This is a genomic window from Streptomyces sp. NBC_00829, assembly GCF_045161795.1.
Taxonomy (GTDB): Bacteria; Actinomycetota; Actinomycetes; order Streptomycetales; family Streptomycetaceae; genus Streptomyces.
In genome coordinates this window covers 6,337,032-6,355,340 of sequence record NZ_CP108867.1, presented here as the reverse complement: position 1 = coordinate 6,355,340, position 18,309 = coordinate 6,337,032, and the positions used below count along the sequence as shown (strand labels likewise).

21 protein-coding genes are annotated in these 18,309 nt (G+C 70.5%); 10 read left to right on the top strand and 11 right to left on the bottom strand.

Annotated elements, in window-relative coordinates; translation table 11 throughout:
* Positions 1–207: 207 nt before the first annotated feature.
* Positions 208–1,293: an amidohydrolase family protein gene (locus tag OG293_RS28270; protein ID WP_406001597.1), complete on the bottom strand. Its 1,086-nt coding sequence runs from the start codon at positions 1,291–1,293 to the stop codon at positions 208–210.
* Between the two features lie 602 nt (positions 1,294–1,895).
* Here OG293_RS28270 and ectA point away from each other — a divergent pair.
* Genes ectA through thpD form a run of 4 tightly spaced genes read left to right on the top strand, consistent with a single transcriptional unit; the run spans position 1,896 to position 5,056 of the window.
* Positions 1,896–2,432, top strand: coding sequence for a diaminobutyrate acetyltransferase (gene ectA, locus OG293_RS28265; protein WP_406001596.1), 537 nt, complete (start codon positions 1,896–1,898; stop codon positions 2,430–2,432).
* Between the two features lie 21 nt (positions 2,433–2,453).
* Positions 2,454–3,722, top strand: coding sequence for a diaminobutyrate--2-oxoglutarate transaminase (gene ectB / locus OG293_RS28260; protein ID WP_406001595.1), 1,269 nt, complete (start codon positions 2,454–2,456; stop codon positions 3,720–3,722).
* 35 nt (positions 3,723–3,757) lie between these two features.
* Positions 3,758–4,156, top strand: a complete 399-nt coding sequence (locus tag OG293_RS28255; protein WP_406001594.1) for an ectoine synthase — start codon at positions 3,758–3,760, stop codon at positions 4,154–4,156.
* Positions 4,157–4,159: 3 nt separating this feature from the next.
* On the top strand, positions 4,160–5,056 hold the full coding sequence (thpD, locus tag OG293_RS28250; protein ID WP_406001593.1) for an ectoine hydroxylase: 897 nt from the start codon (positions 4,160–4,162) through the stop codon (positions 5,054–5,056).
* A gap of 70 nt (positions 5,057–5,126) precedes the next feature.
* Here the strand turns inward: thpD and OG293_RS28245 are convergent, their stop codons facing one another.
* Entirely contained in the window at positions 5,127–6,194 is a 1,068-nt protein-coding gene (locus tag OG293_RS28245) for an alkene reductase (RefSeq protein ID WP_406001592.1), read from the bottom strand.
* A 136-nt stretch (positions 6,195–6,330) separates the two neighbouring features.
* On the opposite strand from OG293_RS28245, the gene OG293_RS28240 reads away from it, so the two are divergent.
* A complete protein-coding gene (locus OG293_RS28240; RefSeq protein ID WP_406001591.1) occupies positions 6,331–6,879 on the top strand; it encodes a MarR family winged helix-turn-helix transcriptional regulator in 549 nt (182 codons plus the stop codon).
* Here OG293_RS28240 and OG293_RS28235 read toward each other — a convergent pair.
* The 4 genes from OG293_RS28235 to OG293_RS28220 form a co-directional block, all read right to left on the bottom strand.
* On the bottom strand, positions 6,828–7,874 hold the full coding sequence (locus tag OG293_RS28235) for an aminotransferase class V-fold PLP-dependent enzyme (protein ID WP_406001590.1): 1,047 nt from the start codon (positions 7,872–7,874) through the stop codon (positions 6,828–6,830). The genes OG293_RS28240 and OG293_RS28235 overlap by 52 nt on opposite strands.
* Before the next feature lie 275 nt (positions 7,875–8,149).
* A complete protein-coding gene (locus OG293_RS28230; protein ID WP_406001589.1) occupies positions 8,150–8,626 on the bottom strand; it encodes a GNAT family N-acetyltransferase in 477 nt (158 codons plus the stop codon).
* 113 nt (positions 8,627–8,739) lie between these two features.
* Positions 8,740–9,345, bottom strand: a complete 606-nt coding sequence (locus tag OG293_RS28225) for a DUF1349 domain-containing protein (protein WP_406003738.1) — start codon at positions 9,343–9,345, stop codon at positions 8,740–8,742.
* 14 nt (positions 9,346–9,359) lie between these two features.
* Complete coding sequence (locus OG293_RS28220; protein WP_406001588.1) at positions 9,360–10,898, bottom strand: aldehyde dehydrogenase (NADP(+)); 1,539 nt, start codon at positions 10,896–10,898, stop codon at positions 9,360–9,362.
* Between the two features lie 130 nt (positions 10,899–11,028).
* Here OG293_RS28220 and OG293_RS28215 point away from each other — a divergent pair, with 130 nt between their 5' ends.
* Together OG293_RS28215 and OG293_RS28210 are read left to right on the top strand one after the other, a co-directional pair.
* Positions 11,029–11,799 (top strand): IclR family transcriptional regulator, encoded by a 771-nt coding sequence (locus tag OG293_RS28215; RefSeq protein ID WP_406001587.1) that lies wholly within the window; start codon positions 11,029–11,031, stop codon positions 11,797–11,799.
* Positions 11,799–12,275 carry a GNAT family N-acetyltransferase gene (locus tag OG293_RS28210; RefSeq protein WP_406001586.1) on the top strand — a complete coding sequence of 159 codons (477 nt, stop codon included), beginning with the start codon at positions 11,799–11,801 and terminating at the stop codon, positions 12,273–12,275. Before OG293_RS28215 ends, OG293_RS28210 begins: the two co-directional genes overlap by 1 nt.
* A 79-nt stretch (positions 12,276–12,354) precedes the next feature.
* Here OG293_RS28210 and OG293_RS28205 read toward each other — a convergent pair whose 3' ends face one another.
* On the bottom strand, positions 12,355–12,543 hold the full coding sequence (locus OG293_RS28205) for a hypothetical protein (protein ID WP_406001585.1): 189 nt from the start codon (positions 12,541–12,543) through the stop codon (positions 12,355–12,357).
* Positions 12,540–13,484 carry a 5-dehydro-4-deoxyglucarate dehydratase gene (locus OG293_RS28200; RefSeq protein ID WP_406001584.1) on the bottom strand — a complete coding sequence of 315 codons (945 nt, stop codon included), beginning with the start codon at positions 13,482–13,484 and terminating at the stop codon, positions 12,540–12,542. Before OG293_RS28200 ends, OG293_RS28205 begins: the two co-directional genes overlap by 4 nt.
* A 240-nt stretch (positions 13,485–13,724) precedes the next feature.
* On the opposite strand from OG293_RS28200, the gene OG293_RS28195 reads away from it, so the two are divergent.
* From OG293_RS28195 to OG293_RS28185, 3 genes are all read left to right on the top strand, one after another.
* A complete protein-coding gene (locus OG293_RS28195) occupies positions 13,725–14,549 on the top strand; it encodes an NAD-dependent epimerase/dehydratase family protein (RefSeq protein WP_406001583.1) in 825 nt (274 codons plus the stop codon).
* Between the two features lie 116 nt (positions 14,550–14,665).
* Complete coding sequence (locus tag OG293_RS28190; RefSeq protein ID WP_406001582.1) at positions 14,666–14,884, top strand: hypothetical protein; 219 nt, start codon at positions 14,666–14,668, stop codon at positions 14,882–14,884.
* A gap of 46 nt (positions 14,885–14,930) precedes the next feature.
* Entirely contained in the window at positions 14,931–16,163 is a 1,233-nt protein-coding gene (locus OG293_RS28185) for a TerD family protein (protein WP_406001581.1), read from the top strand.
* Between the two features lie 58 nt (positions 16,164–16,221).
* On the opposite strand, the gene OG293_RS28180 is transcribed toward OG293_RS28185, so the two are convergent.
* The 3 genes from OG293_RS28180 to OG293_RS28170 are packed head-to-tail and all read right to left on the bottom strand — an operon-like array spanning position 16,222 to position 18,243.
* Positions 16,222–16,452 carry a hypothetical protein gene (locus tag OG293_RS28180; protein ID WP_215093417.1) on the bottom strand — a complete coding sequence of 77 codons (231 nt, stop codon included), beginning with the start codon at positions 16,450–16,452 and terminating at the stop codon, positions 16,222–16,224.
* Positions 16,453–16,491: 39 nt separating this feature from the next.
* Positions 16,492–17,508, bottom strand: coding sequence for a 1-aminocyclopropane-1-carboxylate deaminase (locus tag OG293_RS28175; RefSeq protein WP_406001580.1), 1,017 nt, complete (start codon positions 17,506–17,508; stop codon positions 16,492–16,494).
* Between the two features lie 15 nt (positions 17,509–17,523).
* Positions 17,524–18,243, bottom strand: a complete 720-nt coding sequence (locus OG293_RS28170) for a GntR family transcriptional regulator (protein ID WP_406001579.1) — start codon at positions 18,241–18,243, stop codon at positions 17,524–17,526.
* Positions 18,244–18,309 lie beyond the last annotated feature (66 nt).

Here is an 18,309-nt window from a genome sequence, read left to right as displayed (position 1 = left end):
CACCCGGCGTGAGTTCACCCCAAAGTGCGGTTTCCGCGCCCGCATTCGATTCTGTGGGTACGGGCGTTCCCCTTGGCCCCGCGTGTCGCGGAAACCGGGTGGTGCGCCGGTCGACTTCACCGGATCGCGCGTAAAAGAGTTCAACGAACGGTGGCCGTATCGCGTCACGCCCGGTCAACACAGGGGCGATTTCAGGCCGACTTCCGGTCAGCCGATCACCCGGCCGTCGAGGACCACCCGGTGCGGTGCCGCGAGCAGCCGGACGTCCGCCCGCGGGTCCTCGTCGTACACCACGAGATCCGCCGGGGCGCCTTCCTCCAGCGCCGGGCGGCCCAGCCACCGGCGTGCGCCCCACGTGGTCGCCGACAGCGCCTGGAGCGGCGGAACACCGGCCTTCACGAGCTCGGCCACCTCCGCGGCGACAAGGCCGTGGGGGAGCGATCCGCCCGCGTCCGTGCCGACGAAGACGGGGATGCCGGCGTCGTACGCGGCGCCCACCGTGTCGTACCTGCCCTCGTACAGCCGCCGCATATGGGCGGACCACCGGGGGAACCTGGACTCGCCGCCCGCGGCGAGGTCCGGGAACGTGGCGATGTTGACGAGGGTCGGCACGATGGCGACCCCGCGCTCCGCGAAGAGCGGGATCGTGTCCTCGGTGAGTCCGGTGGCGTGCTCGACGCAGTCGATGCCCGCTTCGACGAGGTCTTGCAGGCTCTCCTCGGCGAAGCAGTGCGCCGTGACCCGCGCACCGAGCCGGTGCGCCTCGGCGATCGCCGCCTCGACCGCGCCCCGCGGCCAGCAGGCGGTCAGGTCCCCGGCGTCCCGGTCGATCCAGTCGCCCACGAGCTTGACCCAGCCGTCTCCCCGCCGGGCCTCCCGGGCGACGTAGGCGACGAGGTCGTCGGGTTCGATCTCATGGGCGAAGTTGCGGATGTAGCGGCGGGTGCGCGCGATGTGCCGGCCCGCGCGGATGATCTTCGGCAGATCCTCGCGGTCGTCGATCCAACGGGTGTCCGCCGGGGAACCCGCGTCCCGGATGAGCAGTGTGCCCGCGTCCCGGTCGGTGAGCGCCTGCTTCTCGCTGGTCGCCTCGTCCACCGCGCCGTGACGGTCCAGCCCCACATGGCAGTGCGCGTCGACGAGTCCGGGCAGTGCCCACCCCTGGACCGTCACGGCCTCGGCGCGTGGCCGCTCGTAGGAGATGCGGCCGTCCACCACCCACAGCTCGTCCCTCACCTCTTCGGGCCCGACGAGCACCCGCCCCTTCACATGCAGCACCACGCGATCGCTCATGTCCAGCACTGTACGAGGCCCTCGGCGCCCTCGGCCGGAGAGCCCGGACACACCTTCGGCAAGAGAGCACCGGGGCGACGCACCCCTTCCCGGATCTCGCCCCGCCGACCACCGAGCCGGTCACGCGGGCGCTCGCGACCGACCCGTCGCTGCCACTGATCGCCGGGGTGGCGGATCGCCGGCCAGGGAGATGGTCCGGCCCATCACTACGGCGTGGACGCCACGGGCGCCCTTTGGCCGACCAGGGCAAATCGAATAGGGTGAACGGCATTTCTCCGGGCGCTAAAATCTGCGTTAATCAATAAATCCAGGAGACGCTTTACTGCGGGCAGTTTCCCATAATCTTGTTCCCCCATCCTCCGATCCTAAACGCCAAGATTTCATCAGGATCGAGAGCCATAATTCGGGCAGATCTCACCGCGGTTACGCGTATGTGATCGACTCCACAGCGCGCCTGATTTGCGCCTTATTTCCCGCGCAAATCACCCAAACTATCGCCCGATTTGCCTGGCGCCCGCGCTCGCGCGATAACACAGAAGAGCACTTCACCCAACCCCTCCCCTCCATGCATTTTCCGAAATTGCTCGGTAAATTTCCTCTGCATGACCGCCGCACAGGAAGACCTTGTACAAGCCACCCCCCAGAACGAATTCACCGAGATCGGCACCCCACGAGTGGAGGACGGAGCCGCGATCTGGCGCATCGCCCGCGACTCCGAGGTCCTGGACCTGAACTCCTCGTACAGCTATCTGCTGTGGTGCCGTGACTTCGCAGCCACCTCCCTGGTGGCACGCGACGCCGACGGCGAGCCCATCGCCTTCGTCACCGGCTATGTACGCCCCGCCCGGCCCGAGGCCCTGGTCGTCTGGCAGGTCGCCGTCGACCACGCGCACCGCGGCCGGGGCCTGGCCGGTGTGCTGCTCGACACGCTGACCGCCAAGGTCACCGGCGGGCAGGGGGTGCGCGAGATCGAGACGACCGTCACCCCCGACAACACCGCGTCCGACCGGCTGTTCACCTCGTACGCGGAGCGCCACGGCGCCCCGCTCGCACGCGAGGTCCTCTTCGACGGCCCGCTGTTCCCCGAGGGAACGCACCAGCCGGAAGTCCTGTACCGCATCGGCCCCTTCTCCGCCTGACCCTCACTTCAGGAGACTGCTGTGACCATCACCCCGCCCGCCCTGAGCGTCTTCGAGACCCTGGAGTCGGAGGTGCGCAGCTACTGCCGCGGATGGCCCGCCGTGTTCGACCGCGCGCAGGGCAGCCACCTCCACGACGAGGACGGCCACACCTACCTCGACTTCTTCGCCGGCGCCGGATCACTCAACTACGGGCACAACAACCCGGTGCTGAAACGCGCGCTGATCGACTACATCGAACGCGACGGCATCACCCACGGCCTGGACATGGCCACCACGGCCAAACGCGCCTTCCTGGAGTCGTTCCAGAACGTGATCCTGCGTCCGCGCGATCTGCCGTACAAGGTCATGTTCCCGGGCCCGACGGGCACCAACGCCGTGGAGTCCGCGCTCAAGCTGGCACGGAAGGTGAAGAGCCGCGAGTCCGTCGTCTCCTTCACCAACGCCTTCCACGGCATGTCGCTCGGATCGCTCGCCGTGACCGGCAACGCCTTCAAGCGGGCGGGCGCCGGCATCCCGCTGGTGCACGGCACACCGATGCCCTTCGACAACTACTTCGACGGCCAGGTCCCGGACTTCCTCTGGTTCGAGCGCCTGCTGGAGGACCAGGGCTCCGGGCTCAACAAGCCCGCAGCCGTCATCGTGGAGACCGTGCAGGGCGAGGGCGGCATCAATGTGGCCCGTCCGGAGTGGCTGCGCGCGCTCCAGGAGCTGTGCCACCGCCAGGACATGCTGCTGATCGTCGACGACATCCAGATGGGCTGCGGCCGCACCGGCGGTTTCTTCTCCTTCGAGGAGGCGGGCATCACGCCCGACATCGTCACCCTGTCCAAGTCCATCAGCGGTTACGGACTGCCCATGTCGCTCTGCCTGTTCAAGCCGGAGCTGGACATCTGGGAGCCGGGCGAGCACAACGGCACCTTCCGCGGCAACAACCCCGCATTCGTCACCGCCACCGCGGCGCTGGACACCTACTGGGCCGACGGGCAGATGGAGAAGCAGACCCTCGCGCGCGGCGGGCAGGTCGAGCAGGCGTTGCTGGCCATCGTCGCCGAGAGCGCCGACACCGGGCTGAGCTTCCGGGGCCGCGGCCTCGTGTGGGGCCTGGAGTTCGAGGACAAGCCACGTGCCGCTGCCGTGTGCACCCGAGCCTTCGAGCTGGGGATGCTGCTGGAGACCTCCGGCCCCGAGGGCGAAGTGGTGAAACTCCTGCCCGCGCTCACCATCTCCCGCGACGAGCTCGACGAGGGCCTGCGCATCCTGGCCCGCGCGGTCCGCGAGACCGCCTGACACTCCCGTACACGAAGGAAAGGCATCGACTCACCGTGATCGTCCGATCGTTCAAGGACATCGAGAACACCGAGCGCCATGTGAAGGCCGCATCCGGCACCTGGGAGAGCAAGCGCATCGTGCTCGCCAAGGAGAACGTCGGCTTCTCGCTCCACGAGACCGTGCTGTACGCGGGTACGGAGACCTCGATGTGGTACGCGAACCACATCGAGGCCGTGCTCTGCGTGGAGGGCGAGGCCGAGCTCACCGACGACGAGACCGGCGAGACCCACTGGATCGAGCCCGGAACGATGTATCTGCTGGACGGCCATGAGCGCCACACCATGCGTCCCAAGACCGATTTCCGCTGTGTCTGCGTCTTCAACCCGCCCGTCACCGGACGGGAGGACCACGACGAGAACGGCGTCTATCCGCTGCTCACCGAGGAGGGCTGAACCATGACCACCGCCCCTGTACGCACCGACCTCTACCCGACCCGAGGCGTGGGTGAGGTGCTGACTCCCCGCCAGGACCCGGTCGTGTGGTCCGCGCCGGGGTCACCCGGGCCCATCAAGCCGTCGGAGCTGATGGGCTACGAGCGGGACGGCTTCCTCGCCGTCGAGGAGCTGATCTCGCAGGACGAGGTCGCGCTCTACCGTGCCGAACTGGACCGGCTGATCGCCGATCCGGCGGTACGGGCCGACGAGCGCTCGATCATCGAGCCCAGGTCCCAGGACGTACGCTCGGTCTTCGAGGTGCACAGACTGAGCGAGGTGTTCGCCGCCCTGGTGCGCGACGAGCGGGTGGTGGGCCGGGCCCGGCAGATCCTCGGGTCGGACGTCTACGTCCACCAGTCCCGGATCAATGTGAAGCCGGGCTTCGGCGCCTCGGGGTTCTACTGGCACTCGGACTTCGAGACCTGGCACGCCGAGGACGGCCTGGCGAACATGCGCGCTGTCTCGGTCTCGATCGCGCTGACCGAGAACCGTGACACCAACGGCGGTCTGATGATCATGCCCGGTTCGCACAGGACGTTCCTGGGCTGCGCGGGCGAGACGCCGAAGGACAACTACAAGAAGTCGCTGCAGATGCAGGACGCCGGCACCCCTTCGGACGAGGCGCTGACCCGGTACGCCGACCGGCACGGCATCCGCCTGTTCACCGGCCCGGCGGGCTCCGCGACCTGGTTCGACTGCAACTGCATGCACGGCTCCGGGGACAACATCACCCCGTATCCGCGCAGCAATGTCTTCATCGTCTTCAACAGCGTGGAGAACGCGGCCGTTCAGCCGTTCGCGGCTCCGGTGCCGCGTCCGGACTTCATCGGGGCGCGGGACTTCACTCCGGTGCGCTGAGGCCCGCCCCTCAGAAGGCCGGGCGGCTCCTCTATATAGAGGAGCCGCCCGGCCTTCTGACGCACCTGCCCTACAGGGTCGGGTAGTCGGTGTAGCCCTTGTCGTCGCCGCCGAAGAACGAGGACGTGTCCGGGGTGTTGTACGGGCCTTCGGACGCGAGCCTCGCGGGCAGGTCCGGGTTGGCCAGGAACAGCGAGCCGAAGGCGAGGACGTCCGTGGTGCCGTCCTCGACGAGAGTGAGCGCCCGGTGATCGGTGGGGCCCTCGGTCGCCGGATTGAGGATGAAGGTGCCGCCGAACTGCTTGCGCAGCTCCAGCGTGATGTCCCGGAAGCCCGGCACCATCTCGACGACGTGCAGATAGCCGAGGCCCAGCGGCTCGAGCTCCTTGATCAGGGCCGGGTAGGTCACCTCGGGGTCGGTCTCGGCGATGTCGTTGTACGTGTTGCCGGGCGAGACCCGCAGTCCGGTCCGCTCGGCGCCGATCGCCGCGGCCACCGCCTTGGTCACCTCGACGGCGAAGCGGATGCGGTTCTCGACGGAGCCGCCCCAGTCGTCGGTGCGCAGGTTGGTGTTGGGGGCGAGGAACTGGTGGATCAGATAGCCGTTGGCGCCGTGCAGCTCGACACCGTCGAAGCCGGCCGCGACGGCGTTACGGGCCGCCTCCGCGAACTCCTCGACGATGGCGGGGATTTCGGCGGCTTCCAGCTCACGCGGAGGCAGGAAGTCCTTGGGCCCCGCCTGCGTGAAGAGCTGGCCGGCGGCGGCTACGGACGAGGGCGCCACGCTGACCTGCCCGTCCTCGAACAGCACGGGGTGGCCGATGCGTCCGGCGTGCATGATCTGGGCGAAGATCCGGCCGCCCTTGGCGTGCACGGCGTCGGTGACCTTGCGCCAGGCGGCGACCTGCTCGGCGGTGTGCAGCCCGGGGGTGTCCGGGTAGCCCCGGCCGATGACGGAGGGCTGGATGCCCTCGGTGACGATCAGACCGGCGGAGGCGCGCTGGCTGTAGTACTCGACGGTGGACTCGGTGACGGTCAGACCCTCGCCGTATGCGCGGCTGCGGGTCATGGGCGCCATGGCGATACGGTTCGCGAGCTGCGAGCCGGACAGTTCGATGGGGTCGAACGCGGTGGTCATGGGTACTCCCAAAGAGTTATGTGGTCGGCCAAGCATTTACGCCGAGTGCCACTGTAGACCATTAATTGGCCGACCAAGGTAAAATTATCGGAGACACTGTCCGCGAGACAGTCGCACCCTGCCCGAGGAGGCCCCGATGACGCCCGAGACCGCGGCCGATCCCGTCTGTACCGAGGCGATGCCGGCCGCCGCGCTCGGCGGACCCGTGAGCCTTGCCGTGTCCCGGCTCGCCCGGCTGCATCGCATGGCCGCGGGGAAGCTGCTGCGCGGAGCCGGGCTCTACCCCGGGCAGGAACTGCTGATGATGCATCTGTGGGACGGGGGCCCGGTGCGCCAGTCCGAGCTGATCAAGGCCGTTGAGCTCGACCCGTCCACCGTGACGAAGATGCTCCAGCGACTGGAGCAGGCCGGGCATGTCCGCCGCAGCCCCGACCCCGGCGACCGGCGCGCGGTGCTCGTCGAGGCAACCGCGGAGAGCTGTGCCCTGCACTCCGCGGTCGAGGCGGCCTGGGCGAGTCTGGAGGAGTACACGCTCGCCGGGCTCGACCCCGAGGAGCGCCGTGAGCTGACCCGGCTGCTGGGAAAGGTGGAGGAGAACCTCTGCATCCAGTCCGGTGACTGCCCGGCCCTCGCTCAGCCGGACAGCACGTCCAGCACCCGGTCCACCTCCGCCGCCGAGTTGTAGAGGTGGAACGCGGCGCGCAGATGGCCCGCCCGCTCCGAGAGGATCACACCCGCCTCGGCCACTGAGGGGACCCGGTGGCCGAGACCCGGCACGGCCACGATGGCGGAGTCGCCGGGCACCGGCCGGTGGCCGAGAGCGGACAGTCCCTCCCTGAATCGCCGGGCGAGCGCCGTGTCGTGCGCGTGCACGGCATCGATGCCCACCTCCTCCAGGAGCGCGAGCGACTCCTTGGCCCCGTGGTACGAGAGGAAAGCCGGCGGCTCGTCGAACCGGCGGGCCGAGCCGGCCAGTTCGCTGATCGGCCCGTAGGTGGTGTCCCACAGCTTCTCGGCGGCGAACGTGCCCGCGTGGATCGGCACCAGACTCCGCTGGGCGTCCTCGGTCACCGTGAGGAACGAGACCCCGCGCGGGCAGAGCAGAAACTTGAACCCGCCCGTGACCGTGAAGTCCCAGGCACCCGCGTCCAGCGGGAGCCAGCCCGCGGACTGGCTGGCGTCGACGAGCGTACGCGCGCCGTGCCCGACCGCCGCGGCCCGGATCGCCGCCAGGTCGGCGATCCGGCCGTCCGCGGACTGCACCGACGAGAACGCCACCAGCGAGGTGCCCGGCCGCACCGCATCGGCCAGCCCCTCCAGCGGCGCGTACCGCAGCTTGAGGTCACCGCGCACGGTGAACGGCGTGATGACCGAGGCGTACTCCCCCTCCGGGAAGAGGACCTCCGCGCCGGGCGGCAGCGAGGAGGCGATCAGTCCGACGTGGACCGACACCGAGCCGCCGACGGCCACCCGCCCGGCGTCCACCCCGGTCAGCCGGGCGAACGAGCGGCGGGCGGCGGTCACCTCCGAGAACTCTCCGGCGCCGCCGGCCCGCCCGGCCGCGAGCTCGTCGACCAGCCGCTTGACGGCCGCGACACTCCGGCGCGGCAGCAGCCCGCAGCTGGAGGTGTTCAGATACGTCGTGTCCGGCGCGAATTCGGCGCCGCCCAAGGTCTCCATGAGATCACCCTGCGGTGCGGTCAACGCCGGGTCAATCGCGAATCGTTGAGCGCGCCTCGAAGACGTCTCTCCGCGACCCGCGCACAGGCTCCCGTCAGCCACTCCCGCCGGCGGCGTCACCCGGCGGCGTCACCCGGCGGCGCTCAGGCGCCGGCGCCGCCCGGCTGCGGTACGTCGCAGCTGCCGTCAGCGCCGCAGGCCGCCGCGTCCGCGCCGCCGACCGGAGTGAGCACCCTGCCCTGCCACGCCTGCTCTCGCCGTGACGCGGGGCCCACTCATTGTGCCGCGGGCGGCACCGTGAGGCGCAGCACGAGGTGGTCGCCCGCGCGTGGCTCGTCCGGGTCGGGAATCCAGCCCCGGCGTGCGTAGAAGGACTGCGCACGGGCGTTGTGCTGGAAGACCGTCAGCCGTACGTCACTCACTCCCGCGCCCCGCCAGCTCTCGACGCAGGCCGCATGGAGCGCGGTGCCGATGCCTTCGCGCCAGTGGTCGGGGGCGACATGCAGCTGGGTGAGGGTCATGAACGCCTCGACCTCGCGGAAGGCCGCCACGCCGACCACCGTGCCCCCCTTCTCGGCGCACAGCACCGCTCCCCGCCCGATGGCCGCGGCCCAGTTCTCCCGGGTCTGCGCGTGTTCGGCCGGGCTGTCGAAGGCCTCGTCCGGGATGTGGCCGCGGTAGTAGGTGGCGCGTGCCTCGGCGTGGAGTGCGGCGATGGCGTCGAGGTCGGCGGGGAGCGCTGTTCTGATCATGACAGTGAGGACGTCCGGCTGCCGGCCCGCGGTTGCGGCATCCGGTGCGATCCGCCCTCGGTTGCGGCATCCCGTACGGGCCGCCCTCGGTTGCGGCATCCGGTGCGGTCCGCTCACGAGCCGTCGCGCAGTCCCTCCGGCCAGCCCTCGCGGAACTCGATCCGGTCGAAGGTCGCCACACAGCCCTCGCCCACCGGCGACTGGGCGAGGAAGCCGACGAGGGCGGCACCGGCCTCCTCCTCGGTGCCCAGCGCGAAGATCCGTACGAATGTCCACCGCTCGCCGTCCGTCGACGCGTGGAAGGCGAACGCCTTGCCGGTGCGGCTGATCCGCAGCCAGGCGCTGTCGCCGTCCACCACGAAGGAGTTGGCGTCGTCGGAGTGGCCGCGGGTGACGACCGTGCAGACGGTGGGCTTGTCCGGGCAGAGCTCCAGGCAGAGCTTGGCCCACTCACGCTCGCCGACGTGCAGATAGAGCACGCCGGCGTCGAAGGCCGCGGCGAAGCCGACGGTGACCCGTGCGATGAGCTGGAAGTCGCCCTTCGGAGCGCCGAGCAGGCGCGGTGCGTCGGACACGGGGTCCAGGGACTCGTCGGCGGGCGGGACGAAGCGGTCCTGCCGGGCGCCGGCCCAGCCGGTCAGTGCCCCCTTCTCGTACGACCAGTTGGCCTCGGGGCCGTACGGGCGCAGCGGGAAGGGGAGTTCGGGCAGTTCGAACAGGTCGGTCACGGTCCTCAGCTTCGCCCAGTCTCCTGGCGGCCGTCCACCCGACGCGGCAGACCGAGCGGATTCGCCTCGCGCAGCTCGGGCGGGAGCAGGGCCTCGGGCGTCGTCTGGTACGTGACCGGGCGCAGCCAGCGCTCGATCGCGGTCGCTCCGACCGAGGTGGAGGTGGAGGTGGTGGCCGGGTAGGGGCCGCCGTGGTGCTGCGCGGGGGCCACGGCGACGCCGGTGGGCCAGCCGCCGACCAGGACGCGTCCGGCGAGGGGGGTGAGTTCGGCGAGCAGCTCCGCGCCCCGACCCTCGCCCGCGCTCTCGCCGTCGGAGAGCTGGAGGGTGGCGGTGAGGTTGCCGGGCAGTCGGCCGAGCACGGCAGTGATCTCGGCGTCGGACTCATAGCGCGCGACGACGGTGACCGGGCCGAAACACTCCTCCAGGAGCAGGTCGTGCGGGCCCTCGGCGGCCAGCAGCCGGGCCGGTACGGACAGGAATCCCGCGCTGACGGTGTGTTCGCCGCCCGCGCCCGGGGTGATCGGCGCCTCCACGTCGGGCAGCGCGGCCCGCTCCCGTACGCCCTCGACGAAGGCCGAGCGCATCCGGTGGTCGAGCATCACACCGGGCTCGGTCTCGCTGACGGCGGCCGTCAGGGCCTTGAGCAGCCGGTCGCCGGCTTCCGAGGCGGGGGCCAGGACGAAGCCGGGCTTGGTGCAGAACTGCCCCTCCCCGAGGGTCATCGAGCCCGCGAGTCCGGCCCCGAGCTGCTCGGCCTTCTCGCCGGCGGCCCCCTCGGTGACGACGACGGGGTTGAGGGAGCCCAGTTCGCCGTGGAAGGGGATGGGCGTGGGCCGGGCGGCCGCGGCGTCGAACAGGGCCCGGCCGCCGCGCACGGATCCGGTGAAGCCTGCGGCGGCGACCAGCGGGTGCTTCACCAGCTCGACGCCCGCCTCGAAGCCGTGGACGACGGTCACGACGTCCTCGGGCAGGCCGACGCGCTGCGCGGCCCGGCGCAGTACGGACGCGCACAGCTCGGAGGTGCCGGGGTGGTCGGGGTGCGCCTTGACGACGACCGGGCAGCCCGCCGCGAGCGCGCTGGCGGTGTCGCCGCCGGGCACCGAGAAGGCGAGCGGAAAGTTGCCGGCGGCGTAGACGGCGACGACGCCGAGGGGGATCTTGTAGCGGCGCAGGTCGGGCCAGGGCGGCGTACGGCGGGCGTCGGCGTGGTCGATGTGGATGTCGAGGAAGGCGCCCTCGTCGACGACAGCGGCGAAGGCGCGCAACTGTGCGGTGGTGCGGGCGAGTTCGCCGGTGAGGCGGGTGGGGCCGAGCGCGGTCTCGGCGTCGGCGGCCTCGATGACGTGCTCGCCCGCCTCGTCGAGGAGGTCGGCGGCGCTGCGCAGCAGGAGCGCGCGTACACTCCGGTCGGCAAGCGTGGGGCGGGCGGCGTGAGCCGCGCGGACCGCGCGGTCGATCTCGTCGGCCGTGGACTCCACCGCCACTTGCTCGCGCGGGTTCCCGGTTCGGGGGTCGACACTCCAGACTGGTGCTGCTGCCACCGCGGCTTCCTTCCCGGTCTACTGCCACCCATCAGGGGATTTGTTCGGTATTCTGAACAGTGTTCCCGATGGTGAATATGTGGGGACTCTATTTCCGGGCGTTCTGCGCGGTCAAGAAGGGCGAAGGGCAATGTCAACTGCGGATTCCGGTGGGGCACAGGTCAAGTCCGCAGTGCGGACGGTCGAATTGCTCGAATACTTCGCCGGACGCCCCGGCATGCACTCGCTCGCGGCCGTGCAGGAGGCCGTCGGCTATCCGAAGTCCAGTCTCTACATGCTGCTGCGCACCCTGGTGGAACTCGGCTGGGTCGAGACGGACGCCACCGGCACCCGGTACGGCATCGGCGTGCGGGCGTTGCTCGTCGGCACCTCGTACATCGACGGCGACGAGGTCGTGGCGGCGGCCCGTCCCACCCTCGACCGCCTCTCCGACGACACCACGGAGACCATCCACCTTGCCCGCCTCGACGGCACCAATGTCGTGTATCTCGCCACCCGCCAGTCGCAGCACTATCTGCGCCCCTTCACCCGGGTCGGCCGCCGGCTGCCCGCGCACTCCACCTCGCTGGGCAAGGCGCTGCTCGCCACCCACAGCGACGAGCAGGTGCGCAAGATGCTGCCGGAGACCATGGTGTCGCTGACCGAGCACACGATCACCGACCGCGAGAAGCTCATCGAGCAGCTCCGACTGATCCGCGAGCAGGGCTATGCCGTGGACCGCGAGGAGAACACCCTCGGGCTGCGCTGCTTCGGCATCGCGATCCCGTACCGCACCCCGGCACGCGACGCGATCAGCTGCTCGGTGCCGGTGGCGCGGCTGACCCCCGCCCACGAGCAGCTGATCAAGGACGCGCTCTTCGACGCGCGCGACCGGCTGACGCTCGCCACGAGGAGGCTCTGATGGACCCGGCCGTCACCTTGCGCGAGGTCGTCGACGACGATCTGCCGGTCTTCTTCCGGCACATGCGCGATCCGGAGTCGAACCGGATGGCCGCCTTCACCAGCGAGGACCCCACCGACCGGGCCGCCTTCGACGCCCACTGGGCCCGGATCCGTGTCTCCGACGCCGTCATACGGACCGTCCTCGCCGACGGCGTGGTCGTCGGCCACACCGCGGTGTACGGGCCCCCCGAACAGCGCGAGGTCACCTATGTCATCGACCGGGCGCATTGGGGCCGGGGCATCGCCACGGCCGCCCTGCGCACCCTGACCGCGCTCGTGACCACCCGGCCCCTGCACGCCCGCGCCGCCGCCGACAACGCCGGCTCGGTCCGGGTGCTCGAAAAGTGCGGATTCACGGTCACCGGCACGGACCGCGGCTACGCGAACGCCCGCGGAGCAGAGATCGACGAGGTGCTCCTCACCCTGGCGGGCTGAGCGCTCTCCCTCTGCGGCGGAGACGGTTCGTCGCCACGCACGAGGTGCGCGGCGCTGATGGTCCGCACGGCCCTGCGGGTCATTCTCGACGCCGAGCCCGATCCCGCAGCGACTCGCTGCTCTTCCCGTCCGCCGTACGCTCACTCGCCGCCGTGGGCGGCCCGGCTGACCGAGCGTCCGGTGCCGCTGCCCGCACCGCGGCGACGGCGGCCTCCGCGTCCGGGTCCCCGACGACGTCCCAGAGGTAGAGGAAGGCCGAGGCCATCATGCGCCGTCCTCCAGCAGGGCGCGCCCGCGCTCGATCAGCGCGGCGAGGGCCTCGACATGAACGGCGAGGGGCTCGCTCAGCGGTGGACGCACTTCGCCGACGTCGAGACCTTCGAGCCGTACGCCCGCCTTGACGAGCGAGACGGCGTACCCACGGCCGAGGTTGCGCAGCTCGACCAGCGGTACGTAGAAGCCGTCGAGCAGCCGGCCCGCGGTCTTGTCGTCGCCGGTGGCCAGCGCGCGGTGGAAGGCGAGCGCGATGTCGGGGGCGAAGGCGAAGACGGCGGAGGAGTAGAGCGTGATGCCGATGCCGCGGTAGGCGAGGCCGGTGAGTTCTGCGGTGGGCAGGCCGTTGACGTAGAGGAAGTCCTCGCCGGGCAGTTCGCGGCGTACGGCTCCGACGATGCGCTGCATCAGATCGATGTCGCCGTGTCCGTCCTTGAGTCCGATGATGCCGTCGGCCCGGGCGAGTTCGACGACGGTCTCGGGGGTGAAGACGGCGTTGTCGCGCTGGTAGACGATGACGTCCAGGGAGGTGGCGCGGGCGATGGCGGTGTAGTGCCGCAGCAGTCCGGACTGGTCGGCGGCGACGAGATAGGGCGGCATGACGAGCAGCCCGTCCGCGCCCGCGGCCTCGGCGGTCTTCGCGAACTCGACGGCGAGCGCGGTGCCGTAGCCGGTGCCGGCGACGACGGGCACCTCGCCCGCGGTCTCCGCCACGGCCGCGGCGACGCACACCCCGAACTCCTCGGGGGTCAGGGCGGGGAACTCCCCCGTGCCGCAGCAGGCGAAGACCGCCGCCGCGCCGGAGTCGATGCCGCGTCTCACATGGGCACGGAAGACATCCAGGTCGAGGGCACCGTCCGGTCCGTACGCGGTGACGGGGAAGAACAGCGGTCCTTGGACCCGGGTGAGCCGGGCGGCGAGCGGGGCTGATGTCACGGGCGCTCCCTGGGCCGTGCAGCGAGCCCAGGGACCCGTGCACAATTCTGATCGACGTCCACATTCCTGAACGCCGCCACGCTAAGACGGCCACACAGGGCAGGTCAAGACGGAAAACCGCAACGCAGACGCGGATTCACCCCCTCCGCGCAACACTTGACGGTGCCAGGACCGCCTCCCTAGCGTTTCCATGCATGTGAATATCGTCTACGAACCTGAGCAATTCGAGGAGATCCGCCCATGCCCACTCCCCACACCGTCCTGCTCACCGGCGCCGCCGGCGGCCTCGGCACACTGATGCGGGGGCTGCTGCCCGCGTACGGCTACGAACTCCGGCTCTTCGACGCCACCCCCCTCGGGGGAGTGCCGGACGCGATCACCGCCGACCTCGCCGACAGGGCGGCACTGCGCGAGGCGGTGCAGGGCGTCGACGCGGTCATCCACCTCGCCGGCATCTCCCTGGAAGCCTCCTTCGAGAAGATCCTGCGGGCCAATATCGAAGGGACCTACAACCTGTACGAGGCGGCACGCGAGGAGGGCGTCGAGCGGATCGTCTTCGCCTCCAGCAACCACGCGGTCGGCTTCACCCCGCGCCCGCCCGGCCACGCGCCGCACGACCCCGCGGACCTGATCCCCATCGACACCCCGCGCCGCCCCGACACCTTCTACGGCCTGTCCAAGTGCTTCGGCGAGGATCTGGCCCAGCTCTACTGGGACCTGCACGGCCTGGAGACCGTCTCCGTCCGCATCGGCTCCTGCTTCATGGAGCCGACGTCGGTGCGGATGCTGTCGGTCTGGATGAGCCCTGGCGACTGCGCCCGGCTCTTCCACGCGGCGCTCACCGCCGAGCACGTCGGCCACAGCGTCGTCTACGGCTCCTCCGCCAACACCCGCCTGTGGTGGGACCTCACAACGGCGCGCGCCCTCGGGTACGAGCCGCAGGACGACTCGGAGCAGTACGCCGAGAAGCTCGTCGCGGAACAGGGTGAACTCGACGCGGACAACCCGGACCACGCGCATCTGGGCGGCCACTTCACCACCAACCCGCCCCGGTGGCCGTACTGACCGATGCCCGCAGCATGGCGCACGCCCCGAGGAAGGTCCATGTCAGCGGTGGTGAAGGGATGCTCGGGGACAATATTGGCGTGCGGCGGGGACCGTGCCAGGCCAGGATGTCGGCCATGGCCAAACCCTTCGGATTCAGCTACGCCCAGCACGGCGACGGGAGCGTCGTCATCACTCACCGCGGCCGCGCGGCCGGGACGCTGCGCGGCGGCCGGGCCGAGAAGTTCCTGGCCGAGGTGGAGTCGGGCGACTCCCAGCTCGTCATGGCCCGCTGGACCGGCGCCTACAAGTTCGGCAACGAGCGCGCGGCCCGCGACCACCCGAGGAACCGATAGCCGAAGGTAAGGGAACGGTAAAGCGCCCTCGCTCGTTACGTCTGGCATGACAGCTATGACCCCCGGCTCGAACATCCCTCTCTCCGCCGCCCGAGTCGCGGTGGACGTCGCCGCCCCGGTGCGGCTCGACGTATCGGGCCTGCTGCTCACCGCCGACGGCAAGGTGCGCTCCGACGACGACTTCATCTTCTACAACCAGCCGGCGGGCCCCGGCGTCAGCTACCGCTCCGGCGGCGGCTCCTCGCCCGACGCGATCGTGGTGGACACCACCGCGGTCCCACCCGGCATCGAGAAGATCGTCGTCACGGCGAGCCCGGACGCCGCGGGCCAGAGCTTCCAGGGCATCGAGCCGACCGCCACCATCCGCGATGCCGACGACGGCAGCGCGCTCGCCACCTTCACCCCGCCCCGGCTCGGCGCGGAGACCGCGCTGGTCGTGGTGGAGATCTATCTGCGCAACGGCGCCTGGAAGGCCCGCGCGGTCGGCCAGGGGTATGCGAACGGCCTCGCGGGCATCGCCACCGACTTCGGCGTCTCGGTCGACGAGGAACCCGCGGCAGCGCCCACCGCCACCCCTGCTCCCGCACCCACCCCGGCTCCCGCACCCGCCCCTGCTCCCTCCGCACCGGCCGACCCGCGTCTCGCCGCGTCCATGCCACCGCCGCCCGCCGCTCCCCCGGCCGCTCCCGCCCCGGGCGCCGGAAAGATCAACCTGGACAAGGGGCGGGTCAGCCTCCAGAAGAACCAGACGGTGTCCCTGGTCAAGGGTGGCCGCCCGCTGCTCTCCCAGGTCAAGATGGGCCTGGGCTGGGAGCCTGCCTTCCGCGGCAAGGACATCGACCTCGACGCCTCCGTGATCGCGTACGGCCCCAACCGCAACCACCTGGACAGCTGCTACTTCGGCAAGCTCTCGATCCTGAACGGCGCGATCAAGCACTCCGGCGACAATCTGACGGGCGAGGGGGCGGGCGACGACGAGGTGATCGTCGTGGATCTCGGCCGGCTGCCCGCGGAGGCCACGGGGCTCGTCTTCACGGTCAATTCGTTCTCGGGACAGAAGTTCACCGAGGTCGCCAAGGCCTACTGCCGGCTGATCGACGCCGGGACAGGCGAGGAACTGGTCCGCTTCGATCTGACCGGCGCCGAGCCGCAGACGGGCGTGATGATGGCGAAGCTGATCAAGCAGTTCTCCGGTGAGTGGGAGATGACCGCGATGGGCGACTTCGTGAAGTCCCGCACGGTGCGGGGCATGGTCAAGCCCGCCGCCCAGTCGCTGTGACCGACGCTGCCGGGCCCGCCACCGATTCAGGTGATGGCGGGCCCGGCGGCCACGGTCCTCAGAGTTTGGCCAGCTTGGAGTAAGGGCTCAGGATTCTTCCCTGACGCCCCGAGAAGTCGACAAGCACTGCGGCATTGTCGCCTTCGACTGCGATGACTCTTCCGAGTCCGAACTGGTCGTGCGAGACCCGGTCGCCCACTTCGTACTGCTCAATCGGCGGGGCAGCCGCGGCCGGTTTGTTGAAGGGACTGGAGGGCAAATAGCGGCGAGATCCGGCTGACTTTGTCATTACCTGGAGTATGGGCCCTCGGGGGCCACCTTCGCCACGTCAGAACAGCTCGCTGTACGCGTTGAGCGCCGGCTGACCGCCGAGATGGGCATAAAGCACCCGCGAACCGGAGCCGATTTCTCCCCGTATCACCAGGTCGATGAGGCCCGCCATCGACTTCCCCTCGTACACCGGATCCGTCACCATCCCCTCGGTGTGGGCCGCCAGCCGCATGGCATCCAGCGTCGCCTCGTCCGCGATGCCGTACGTCCCCGCGTGGTACCGCTCGTCCAGCTCGATGTCGGTGTCCAGCAGTTCTCGCTCCACCCCGATGAGTGAGGCGGTACTGCGAGCGATGCGCCCGATCTGTTCCCTGGTGCGCTCCGGCGCGGCGGACGCGTCGATGCCGATCACCCGCCTCGGGCGGCCGCCCGCCTCTTCGAGTGCCGCGAATCCCGCGACCATCCCGGCCTGGGTGCTGCCGGTCACGGAGCACACGACGACGGTGTCGAAGAACACACCGGCCGTCCGCTCCTGCTCGGCCACCTCGTACGCCCAGTTCGCAAAGCCGAGGCCGCCCAGCGGATGGTCGGAGGCCCCGGCGGGGACGGCGTAGGGCCGGCCGCCGCGCTCCTCGACCTCGCGCAGCGCCTGCTCCCAGCTCTCCTTGACGCCGATCCCGAACCCGGCGCGCACCAGCCGGACGTCCGCCCCGGCGAGGCGGCTGATCAGGATGTTCCCGACCTTGTCGTAGCCCGGATCGGGCCAGTCGACCCAGCTCTCCTGCACCAGCACGCAGCCGAGCCCGGCGCGGGCGGCGACCGCGGCGACCTGCCGGGTGTGGTTGGACTGCACGCCGCCGATCGACACCAGGGTGTCGCAGCCCCGGGCCAGGGCATCGGCGAGGAGGTACTCCAGCTTGCGCGTCTTGTTGCCGCCGTAGGCGATGCCGGAATTGCAGTCCTCGCGCTTGGCCCACAGCTCCGCGCCGCCGAGACGGCGGGTCAGCCGGTCGAGGCGATGCACCGGCGAAGGGCCGAAGAGCAGCGGAAACCGCTCGAACGATGTGATCGACATACGGGCTCCCCGGGGTCAGTTCATACCGGATTCATCGCGCACATCCGATGTGCGCGATCGAAACACTTCGCCGGATTTGTCTTGTTCATGCGACTCATCCGCGAGTTCTTCGAGTGCGCGCCAGATCCGCGCGGTGATACGGGCGGCCTCCTCGGCGTCCGCACCGGCGCACGCGTCGATGAGCCGGGCGTGCAGGGCGGCCGACTCCAGCGCGCTCGCCTCGGCGAACTGCCGCCACTCCAGGCGGCGGATCAGCGGGGTGTGGCGGGCGATGGTGGCCGCGACGGCACGGTTGCCGCAGACCCGTACCAGCACGTCGTGCAGCTCGTCGTCCGCCCGCAGGGCCTCCCCCACGTCACCGCCGCGCGTCGCCTCCTCGAAGCGGGCGTTCGCCCGGCGCATGGCGGTGACGTCCTCGGGGGTGAGCCGGGGCACGGCGGCGCGGGCGGCCAGCTCGTGCATGGCGCGCACCACCACGGCTGCCTCACGCACGGCCCGCGGATCGAGCCGGGTCACGCGCGTGTAGCTCTGCGGCTTGGTCTCGACGAGCCCCTCCTCGGCGAGCCGCGCAAGCGCCGCGCGCACCGGGGCGCGGGAGAGCCCGAGCCGCTCGGCGAGGTCGGCGTCGCGGACCGCGTCCCCGGGGGGAAGTTCACCGCACACGATGGCGTCGCGGATGGCCGCGTACGCGGTGTCGCGCAGCAGGGTCCTGGGTACCGGCCGCAGTGCTTCCATGGACTGACATGTTAGATACCAGTCCACGGGAGCACAACGGCCGCGAGCACCCCGCCGCGCGACGGG